Below are 6,740 nucleotides of genomic sequence, written 5' to 3' on the forward strand. Positions count from 1 at the left end.
GCCCCGGTCCGGATCCTGCCCGTGCGACCCCGCCGGTCAGTCATGCCGTGCCGCCGGCAGGAACCCGACCCGGTCGTACGCGGCGGCCAGCGTGGTCGAGGCGACCGCACGGGCCTTCTCCGCACCGATCGCCAGCAGCTTGTCCAACTGGGCGGGATCGTCCAGGTAGGCCCGGGTACGTTCCTGGATCGGGGTGACGAACTCGGTCACCACCGCGGCCAGGTCCTTCTTCAGGTCCCCGTACCCCTTGCCCTCGTACGCCGAGACCAGGTCCTCGATGCCGCGGCCGGTGAGAGCCGCGTAGATGGTGAGCAGGTTCGACACACCCGGCTTCTGTTCCTGGTCGAAGAGGACCTCGCGGCCGGTGTCGGTCACCGCCGACCTGATCTTCTTGGCCGACCGGGCCGGGTCGTCCAACAGCTCGATCAGACCGGCCGGCGAGGACGCCGACTTCGACATCTTCGCGGTCGGGTCCTGCAGGTCGACGATCTTCGCGGTGTCCCGGACGATGTACGCGGCCGGCACGGTGAAGGTCTGCCCGAACAGGGTGTTGAACCGCTGCGCCAGGTCCCGGGTCAGCTCCAGGTGCTGGCGCTGGTCCTCGCCCACCGGGACCGCGTCCGCCTGGTAGAGCAGGATGTCCGCCGCCTGCAGGATCGGGTACGTGAACAGCCCGACGCTGGAGCGGTCCGCGCCCTGCTTGGCGGACTTGTCCTTGAACTGGGTCATCCGGCTGGCCTCACCGAACCCGGTGATGCAGCTCAGCACCCAGGCGAGTTGGGCGTGCTCCGGCACCTGGGACTGGACGAACAGGGTGCACCGCTCCGGGTCCAACCCCACCGCCAGCAACTGTGCCGCCGCGACCCGGGTGCGCTGGCGCAGCACCACCGGGTCGTGCCCGGCGGTGATCGCGTGCAGGTCGACCACGCAGTAGAAGGTGTCGTGCGTCTCCTGCATCGCCACCCAGTTGCGGACCGCACCGAGGTAGTTGCCCAGGTGGAACGAGTCGGCGGTCGGCTGGATGCCGGAAAGCACTCTGGGGCGGGCAGGAACGTCGGGCATGCCGGCAATTCTGACAGCAAGCCCCGACCGGCGTCATGACGGGCCCATGCCAAGTCGGGACGACCTCCGCCCGCTCGGGAACCGGGACCGCTCGCGAGGACTCGTACGCTGAGGACCGGAAGGGCGGCGATCGGGTGCGCGACCAGGACGGCCGTGGGTCGACCGCGGCGGACGAGGCGATCGGTGAGCTGTACCACGCCTGCTACCGGCGGCTGGTCGCGCAGGTCTACGCGTTCACCGCCGACCTCGCCGAGGCGCAGGACGTGGTCCAGGAGGCGTTCGCCCGGGCCCTGTCCCGACCGCGCCGGCTGACCGACGTCGACAACCCGGAGGCGTGGCTGCGCACCGTGGCGATCAACGTCGTACGCCGCCGCTGGCGCCGCCGGCAACTGCTCGACACCATCCTGCGCCGCGACCGCCCGGTCCTGCGGCTGGTCGAGGCGGCACCCGGACCGGAGCGGGCCGACCTGCGCGACGCGCTGGCCGGACTGCCGGTCGGCTACCGGGAGGTCCTGGTGCTGCACTACTTCGCCGACCTGCCGGTCGACGAGATCGCCGTACTGCTCGGGGTGGCGGTGGGCACGGTCAAGTCGCGCCTGCACCGGGGGCGGGCCGCGCTCGCCGCCCGACTCGGCGACTACGGCGACTCCCCCGGCGAGCCCACCGAAGCGACCCCCGCCCAGCCGTCCCCCGCCCAGCCGCCCCGCGCCGGCACCACCGAGGTGACCCATGCCTGAGCCCGAAGCCCGCACCCCGCTCGACGCCCACCTGGCGCGCGGGCGGAACGACCTGCTGGACCGGATCGAACAGCCGCCGCTGGCCCGGATCCGGCACCGGGCGGCTCGACGCCGTCGCCGTGGACGCGGCGCGGCCGGCGGGGCGCTGGCGGCCCTGGCGGTCACCGGCACCCTGCTGCTGCACCCGTGGGCCCCTGCGGCCGACCAGCCGCCACCGGTGGCCGAGGCGCCGCCCGGCGGGCCGGTCTACACCGGCGACGGGATCACCATCAACGGCCTGAACGGGCCGGTGACCAGCGTGCCCGGCACGATCGTGGACATCGAGTTCACCGATCCCGACCACGGCTACCTGCTCTCCGTGTGCGTCGACGTCGAGCCGTGCCCGGCCAGCGTGGCCCGGACCGAGGATGGCGGCGGGACCTGGCAGGTGACCGAGCTGCCCGGTACCACCCGTGGCCGCACCGGGATGGACCTGCTCGCCTTCCCGGACGGGCGGCTGGCGGTCACCGGGGACACCGCGTACACCTCGGTCGACGGTGGCCGTACCTGGCGGGTCGGCGCACCGGCCGGCACCGGGTCGGCGGCGGGCGGCTTCCAACCCGGCGACCGGCTACGCGGCCAGCCGCCGGGTGGTTCCCCGGACGGCGGCTGCGGTGAGACCGTACGGGTCTGGCGGGCCGGTCAGCTCGCCGACGGCGGCAGCCTCCCCGTCGACGGGATCAGCGTCTGCTGGGTGGCGCCGGACGCCACCGCCGACGGGGGCTGGTGGATCGGCGGGACCCGGGACGGGCACCCCGTCGCGGCGGTGACCCACGACGGGGGCGCGAACTGGACCGAGACGCCCCTCGACACCCCCGACGGCGGACCCGCCACGGTACGGGTCGCCGTACTCGGCGCCCGGGTGTACGCGGTGGTGCTCGGCCCCGGCGGCGAACTGCGCGGCGTGTTCCGGTCGGCGGACGGGGGGCGGAACTTCACCCGTACCTCGTCCGGGGTGCCGGTGGGTGGGCCGCAGCGGATGACCGGCGACCCGGTGCCGCTGCTCGACGGCCGGTTGCTGCTGTCCGGTGCCGACTACGGCTGGTACGTCAGCGCCGACGACGGCCACAGCTTCGCCCGCGCGACCGGGAGCCTGCCCGAGGTGGGCCGGTTGGCGCGTACCGACGCCGGATACGTCGCGTACGACCTGTTCGACACCGACTGGGTGGCGTACTCGGCGGACGGCTCGACCTGGCGCAAGCTCCAGATCCGCTGATCCGGACCCCCGTCTCGCGAACGGTACGTTCTCAGCCGGTGCGGACCGACGACTCGCCCGGCGGGGTCGACCGGGGTGCCTTGCGCTGCTCCAGCAGGCGGGCCGGGGAGATGCCGATCCGGGCCACCCGTCGCCCGTCCAGGGCGAGCACCCGCAGTACCCAGCCGTGGCCCGGGACGACCGGGTCCGGTCCACCGTCACCGCCTGCTGCCACCGGACCGGTGTCGAGGTTGCGGAGCGCTACGCCGGTCGCGTCCACCGGTACCGGGACCTCGTCACCGGGTTCCGGCAGCCGCCCGAGTGCGGCCATCACGAACCCACCGACCGTCTCGTACGGGCCGTCAGGCAGGGCGAACCCGGCCCGCTCGGCGAAGTCGGCCAGGTTGAGTCGCCCGTCGACCACCGGCGGTGCCCCGGCGAGCACCGGCTCGGGTGCGGCGTCGTACTCGTCGTGGATCTCGCCGACCAGTTCCTCGATCAGGTCTTCGAGGGTGACGATGCCGGCGGTGCCGCCGTACTCGTCGACCACCACGGCCAGGTGCTGACCCTCCCGGCGCATCTCGGTGAGCGCGGCGAGTACCCGTTTACTGCCAGGGAGTTGCTTGACCTCCCGGGTCAGCTCGCGGATCGTGGCCCGCCCGTCCTCCTCCGGGTGGAGCAGCACGTCGCGCAGGTGCACAAAGCCGATCACGTCGTCGTGCGGCAGGTCGACCACCGGATACCGGGTGTGGGTCTCCGCCCGGACCAGCCTGGCCGCCTCTTCGAGGGTCAGCCGCGCATTGAGGAAGACCACCTCCGTACGTGGCATCATCACCTCGCGGACCAGGCTCGCCCCGGCCACCAGCACCTCGTCGATGATCCGGCGTTCGACCGGGTCGAGCAGCGTGTTCGCGGCGACCAGGTCGCGCAGTTCGGCCTCGCTGATCCGTTCCCGGCCGGAGATCGGGCTGGCCCCGAGCATCCCGGTGACCAGGCGGGTCGCCGCGTCGGCGGCGCGCACCACCACCCTGGCCAGGCCCCGGGCGACCGGGCCGGGTTGTCGAACAGGACGCCCCGGCGGCCTGCGCCGGGGCCCGGTACTGCCGGATACCCGCATGTCAGAGATGGTAGACACCGGACGCGTACGAGGTGGGGACACGCCAGCCCGGACCCCGGTGTTCGAGTCTGTTGGATAATGGTGGAACCTGATAAGGGTGGACAGGCCCCGGACCGCGGTGGGACAGCGTCGGCTTCGGTGACGTCCGGCAGCGCCCGTAATCTGTCCCGCACACCCCCCGGGGTCCTCGCGTGCGCGGGCGCACACACCCCGGCGGGCCAGGCAGGGAGGGCACCACGTGAAACTGCTCGTCACCGGCGGCGCGGGCTACATCGGCAGCATCGTCACCCGGCTCCTGATCGATGCCGGGCACCAGGTGGTCGTCCTGGACGACCTGCGTACCGGCCATGTCGAGGCGCTCGCCCCGGAGGCGACCTTCGTCCAGGCCCGGATCCACGACGCGGCCCAGGTACTCACCCCGGACGCTGGTTTCGACGGGGTGCTGCACTTCGCCGCCCTGATCGCCGCCGGTGAGTCGATGGTCCGGCCGGAGATCTACTGGGAGAACAACACCGTCGGCTCGCTCGCGCTGATCGACGCCGTACGCGCCGCAGGGGTGCCCCGGTTCGTCTTCTCCTCCACCGCGGCGGTCTACGGCAACCCGACCGAGCTACCCATCACCGAGCAGGCCACCAAGGCACCGACCAACACGTACGGCGCGACCAAGCTCGCCGTCGACATGGCGCTCACCTCCGAGGCGATCGCACACCAGCTCGGTGCGGTGTCGCTGCGCTACTTCAACGTGGCCGGCGCGTACATCCGGCCCGACCGGGCGCTCGGCGAGCGGCACGACCCGGAGAGCCACCTGATCCCGATCGCGCTGGACGTCGTGGCGGGCCGCCGGGAGAAGCTGCAGCTCTTCGGCGACGACTACCCGACCGTCGACGGCACCTGCGTACGCGACTACATCCACGTCGAGGACCTGGCCCGCGCCCACCTGCTCGCGCTGGACGCGGCGACGCCGGGCGAGCACCGGGTCTACAACCTCGGCAACGGCAACGGCTTCTCGAACCGTCAGGTGGTCGAGGTGGTCCGCGAGGTCACCGGCCACCCGCTGCCGGTCGAGATGGCACCGCGCCGGGAGGGCGACCCGGCCGCGCTGGTCGCCTCGTCCGAGCGGGCCCGCACCGAACTCGGCTGGGTGCCGGCGAAACCGACCCTGGCCGACATGGTCACCGACGCGTGGAGCTTCTACCGCGCGCACATCCTCGCCGAGCCGGTCGAATGAGCCGGACAGACCAACGCAGCGTCGCGGCCGGGGTCGCCGCCCGCGCCACCGAGGGCTTCACCTCCGGGTACGGCGAACAGCCCGCCGGCTCATGGGCCGCTCCCGGTCGGGTGAACCTGATCGGTGAGCACACCGACTACAACGACGGCTTCGTGCTGCCGTTCGCCCTGCCGCAGCAGACGGTCGTGGCGGTCACGCCCCGACCGGAGCCGAATTGGACGGTCTGGTCGGAGCAATCCGGCGAGCGGATCGACTTCGACCTCGCCGACGTGACCGAACCCGGCCGGGTCACCGGCTGGGGCGCGTACGTCGCCGGGGTGGTCTGGGCGCTGCGCGACGCCGGTTTCGACGTACCGGGCGCCCGGCTGGCGATCGCCTCCGACGTACCCCTGGGGGCGGGGCTCTCCTCGTCGGCCGCACTGGAGTCGGCGGTGTTGACCGCCCTGGCCGAACTCGGCGGGTTGGACCTGCCGGTGGACGACCGGCCGGCGCTGGCCCAGCGGGCGGAGAACGTCTACGCCGGCATGCCCTGCGGGATCATGGACCAGTCCGCGTCGATCCGGTGCCGGGACGGGCACGCGCTCTTCCTGGACTGCCGCTCGCTCGAGGTGGAGCAGATCCCGTTCGACCTCGACGCGGCCGAGCTGGCCGTACTGGTGGTGGACAGCCGGGCCCCGCACCGGCACGTCACCGGCGAGTACGCGGCCCGCCGGGCGGCCTGCGAGGCGGCGGCCACCGCGCTCGGTGTGCCGGCCCTGCGGGACGTGACGGTCGACGGGCTGGACGAGACGCTCGCCCGGCTCGACGACCCGGTGGTCCGGCGTCGGGTCCGGCACGTGGTCACCGAAAACCAGCGGGTGCTGGAGACGGTGGCCCTGCTGCGCGCCGGTCGCGTACGCGAGATCGGGCCGCTGCTGACCGCCTCGCACGCGTCGATGCGGGACGACTTCGAGATCACCGTGCCGGAGATCGACACCGCCGTCGAAGCCGCGCTGACCGCGGGTGCGTACGGCGCCCGGATGACCGGCGGCGGTTTCGGCGGCTGCGTACTGGCCCTGGTCGACGCCAACCGCCTCGACCCGGTAACCACCGCCATCACGAAGGCGTACGCCGCCCAGGGTTTCACCGCCCCCCGCACCTTCCCCGCCGTCCCCGCCCCCGGCGCCCACCGCCTCACCTGATCCCCGTCGATCTTGCAGTTGTGGTCCGCGCATATCGCCTCAGACAGGGCGAACAGCACGACCACAACTGCAAGATCGGCGCGGGTGTCAGGCGGTGTCGACGATCATGCCGGCGGCGATGGTGCGGTTGGTGGTTTCGTCGATGAGGATGAAGCCGCCGGTGGTGCGGTTGCGGCGGTAT

The 6,740-nt window shown here is 72.8% G+C and carries 6 protein-coding genes; 4 read left to right on the forward strand and 2 right to left on the reverse strand.

All coding sequences use genetic code 11. The features are described 5' to 3' along the window. Positions 1–36: 36 nt before the first annotated feature. Positions 37–1,062 carry a tryptophan--tRNA ligase gene (gene trpS / locus AB0J90_RS33910; protein WP_363603097.1) on the reverse strand — a complete coding sequence of 342 codons (1,026 nt, stop codon included), beginning with the start codon at positions 1,060–1,062 and terminating at the stop codon, positions 37–39. Positions 1,063–1,241: 179 nt separating this feature from the next. On the opposite strand from trpS, the gene AB0J90_RS33915 reads away from it, so the two are divergent. Together AB0J90_RS33915 and AB0J90_RS33920 are read left to right on the forward strand one after the other, a co-directional pair. Next, positions 1,242–1,799 carry a sigma-70 family RNA polymerase sigma factor gene (locus AB0J90_RS33915; RefSeq protein WP_363603113.1) on the forward strand — a complete coding sequence of 186 codons (558 nt, stop codon included), beginning with the start codon at positions 1,242–1,244 and terminating at the stop codon, positions 1,797–1,799. Continuing rightward, a complete protein-coding gene (locus AB0J90_RS33920; protein ID WP_363603099.1) occupies positions 1,792–3,054 on the forward strand; it encodes a hypothetical protein in 1,263 nt (420 codons plus the stop codon). The genes AB0J90_RS33915 and AB0J90_RS33920 overlap by 8 nt, the downstream gene beginning before the upstream one ends. Positions 3,055–3,085: 31 nt before the next feature. Here AB0J90_RS33920 and AB0J90_RS33925 read toward each other — a convergent pair whose 3' ends face one another. After that, on the reverse strand, positions 3,086–4,150 hold the full coding sequence (locus AB0J90_RS33925; protein WP_363603101.1) for a hemolysin family protein: 1,065 nt from the start codon (positions 4,148–4,150) through the stop codon (positions 3,086–3,088). A 238-nt stretch (positions 4,151–4,388) separates the two neighbouring features. Here AB0J90_RS33925 and galE point away from each other — a divergent pair, with 238 nt between their 5' ends. Beyond that, a complete protein-coding gene (galE, locus tag AB0J90_RS33930; RefSeq protein WP_326562503.1) occupies positions 4,389–5,378 on the forward strand; it encodes a UDP-glucose 4-epimerase GalE in 990 nt (329 codons plus the stop codon). Then, positions 5,375–6,559, forward strand: coding sequence for a galactokinase (gene galK / locus AB0J90_RS33935; protein ID WP_363603103.1), 1,185 nt, complete (start codon positions 5,375–5,377; stop codon positions 6,557–6,559). The genes galE and galK overlap by 4 nt, the downstream gene beginning before the upstream one ends. Positions 6,560–6,740 lie beyond the last annotated feature (181 nt).

The organism is Micromonospora sp. NPDC049523, assembly GCF_040676775.1.
Lineage (GTDB): Bacteria > Actinomycetota > Actinomycetes > Mycobacteriales > Micromonosporaceae > Micromonospora_G.

Coding starts and splice junctions, on each gene's coding strand:
- trpS (WP_363603097.1), bottom strand. CDS start 1,062: ATGCCCGACGTTCCTGCCCGCCCCAGAGTGCTTTCCGGCATCCAGCCG.
- AB0J90_RS33920 (WP_363603099.1), top strand. CDS start 1,792: ATGCCTGAGCCCGAAGCCCGCACCCCGCTCGACGCCCACCTGGCGCGC.
- AB0J90_RS33925 (WP_363603101.1), bottom strand. CDS start 4,150: ATGCGGGTATCCGGCAGTACCGGGCCCCGGCGCAGGCCGCCGGGGCGT.
- galK (WP_363603103.1), top strand. CDS start 5,375: ATGAGCCGGACAGACCAACGCAGCGTCGCGGCCGGGGTCGCCGCCCGC.